Source organism: Streptomyces sp. PsTaAH-137 (assembly GCF_003259365.1).
Taxonomy (GTDB): domain Bacteria; phylum Actinomycetota; class Actinomycetes; order Streptomycetales; family Streptomycetaceae; genus Streptomyces.
Map to the genome: position 1 here is coordinate 1 of NZ_QLLY01000070.1, position 2,802 is coordinate 2,802.

2 protein-coding genes are annotated in these 2,802 nt (G+C 70.0%); both read left to right on the plus strand.

Annotated features, from left to right (window positions below; genetic code table 11):
• The first annotated feature begins 161 nt into the window (after positions 1-161).
• Positions 162-1,490: a tetratricopeptide repeat protein gene (locus K377_RS40860; protein WP_111668687.1), complete on the plus strand. Its 1,329-nt coding sequence runs from the start codon at positions 162-164 to the stop codon at positions 1,488-1,490.
• A partial coding sequence (locus K377_RS40865) for a nickel transporter (RefSeq protein WP_111668688.1) occupies positions 1,487-2,802 on the plus strand: 1,316 nt, incomplete at its 3' end. The genes K377_RS40860 and K377_RS40865, both read left to right, overlap by 4 nt.

Consider the following 2,802-nt stretch of genomic DNA (forward strand, 5'->3'; position numbering starts at 1 on the left):
TCGGCCGTCACCGCGGCAGGAGCGCTCCTGCTCGGCGTCGGCGGCTTCCGGATGCGCCGCAAGCGCACCACCGCCTGACCCTTTCCACCGCACATCACCTTCGGCGGGCCGGACGACGATGCCTGGCCCGCCGGGGCCCACGCTCTGTCTCGGAGGTCTTCGTGGCCAGCGACCGTCCCCATCGAACGCCTGCCCGGCGCAGACATCTGCGCAGCGCGGCCGTCTGCATCGCCTTGGGCGTCGCCCTGTTCACCGCCGGGGCGCTGGGCCTCTCGCCGCTGGGCTCCGCCACCCCCGAGGCCACTGCTCCCCGCCCCCTGCACGGTGGATCTCTGGCCGCCCTCCAGCAGCGCGTGCGTCAACTCCCCGCCGACCCCGATGCCTGGTCGGCCCTCGGGATGGCGTACGTGCAGCAGGCCCGGCAGAACGCCGACCCCGCTGCCTATGCGAGGGCCGAGACGGCGCTGCGCCGGTCGCTGAAGGTGCAGCCGGCCGGCAACGACCACGCGGAGACCGCCATGGCGGCCCTCGCCGCAGGCCGGCACGACTTCGCCCGGGCCCTTACCTGGTCGCTGCAAGCCACCACGACAAATCCGTACAGCGCGTCGGCCTACGGCGTCCTGGCCGACGCCTACACCCAACTCGGCCGATACCAACAGGCATTCGACGCCGTCCAGCGCATGACCGACCTCCGGCCGGACAGCACATCCCTGGCCCGGGCCTCCTACATGTGGGAACTGCGGGGCGACGAACGCCAGGCTCGCCTTCTGATGAGTCGCTCCCTGACGGCCGCCGGCTCGCCGACCGAGCGCGCGTTCGCCTTCACCCACCTCTCTCTTCTGGCCTCAGACACCGGCGACCCCCGGACCGCGCTGGACGAAGCCCAGGCGGGACTGCGGGAGACTCCGCACGACAGCGGGCTGTTGGAAGCACGGGCCCGCGCCCTCACAGCGCTCGGGAACACCAAGCAGGCCGTGCGGGACTACACCGAGGCCATCGCCATCGCACCACTGCCCCACTACCTGCTGGCGCTGGGCGAACTCCAACAGTCGCTGGGGCACCAGGATGAAGCCGAGAACCAGTACCGCGTCCTGCATGCTCAGGAGACGGTACGCAAAGAGACCGGAGCGCGGCCAGACACGGACGCGATCCTCTTCGAGGCCGACCACGGCGACCCCCGAGCCGCCGCCGTCCTGGGCCGCCAGGCCATCGCCGCACGCCCGTTCATCGCGGTACACGACGCCTACGCCTGGGCACTGCACCGAGCGGGCCGCGACGAGGAGGCGCTCGTCGAGGCAGACCGCGCTCTGACGCTGGGCACACGCAGCGCGCTCTTCCTCTTCCACCGCGCGATCATCCACCAGTCACTCGGTCACACAGCAGAGGCCCGCGACGACCTCCGGCAAGCTCTGGCCATCGACCCGCACTTTCACCCTGCGCACGCCCCCAGGGCCCGTGCCACGCTCAGCCGAATCGACGGAACCCGATGAACCCAACCTCCGCACGAACTGTTGCCGCTCTGCTGGCGGCTGTCACGTGCCTGAGCACCGCCGCCATCGCCACCGCACCCGGTGTAGCGGCACACCCCCTGGGCAACTTCACCGTCAACCACCACACCGGACTCGTCCTGCACCCGCATCGCGTCGACGCCCGCATCGTCGTCGACCGCGCGGAGATCTCCACCGCCCAAGAACTCCAGGACATCGACACCGACCACGACGGACGCGTCAGCGGCAACGAGAGCACGCACTACGCAGGCGAGGCGTGCAGCACACTGAAGCGGCAACTCGTCACCACCGTCGAAGAGAGTCGCCTTCAATGGCGACTCGAATCCAGCGACTTCAGCCGCCACCCCGGGGAAGCCGGACTCCCGACCAGCCGCCTCCAGTGCAACCTGACCGCGCCCGCAAATCTGCGCTCCCCAGCCGCCATCGGCCTGCGCACCGGATACGACACCCGGCGCGTCGGATGGCAGGAGATCACCGCCCGCGCCGACGGCCTGACCCTCGCCTCCTCCAACGTGCCTGCCCAGTCCTCGACCGACGAACTGCGGGACTACCCCAAAGATCCGCTTGCGTCGCCTCTCAACCAGCGCGCGGCTGACCTGCGTACCGAGCCTGGCCACACGCAGGCACTGGCCTCGGTCCGCGACGCTCTGCCCTCGACCGGCCCGATCGCCACGGCACTGTCCACCGTGCAGAACACCTTCGACTCCCTGCTGGGCACCCGCGAACTGACCGTTCCCGTAGGACTGCTGGCACTACTGCTCGCGCTCATTCTTGGCGCATCCCATGCCGCCATGCCTGGGCACGGCAAGACGCTGATGGCGGCATACCTCGCCGGCAAGCGCGGCACTCCACGAGACGCTCTGACCGTCGGTGCCACCGTCACCCTCACCCACACCGCAGGTGTCCTCGCCCTCGGACTGGCCCTCCCCCTCGCCACGAACCTCGCCGGCGAAGCAGTCCTCACCTGGCTCGGAGTCATCAGCGGCCTCATGATCACAGGCATCGGCCTGTGGCTGCTGCGCTCCGCACTCCTCAACCGCGGCACGACGCCCCAACACCACGGCCACCACCATCATCACCATCACGACGACCACCACCATCACGGCGATCCCGGCCGTGCGGCACACGCCCATCACCATCCGCGGCTCCCCACACCCCACCACGATCACGCTCAACCGGCCGAATCGGCGCCCGGATCCGTCGCACTGCTCACCAAAGAGGATCACCACCCCCATAGCCACTCCCACCACCACGCTCCACGGGCAAGGCGCAGCGGCCTCATCGGCATGGGGAT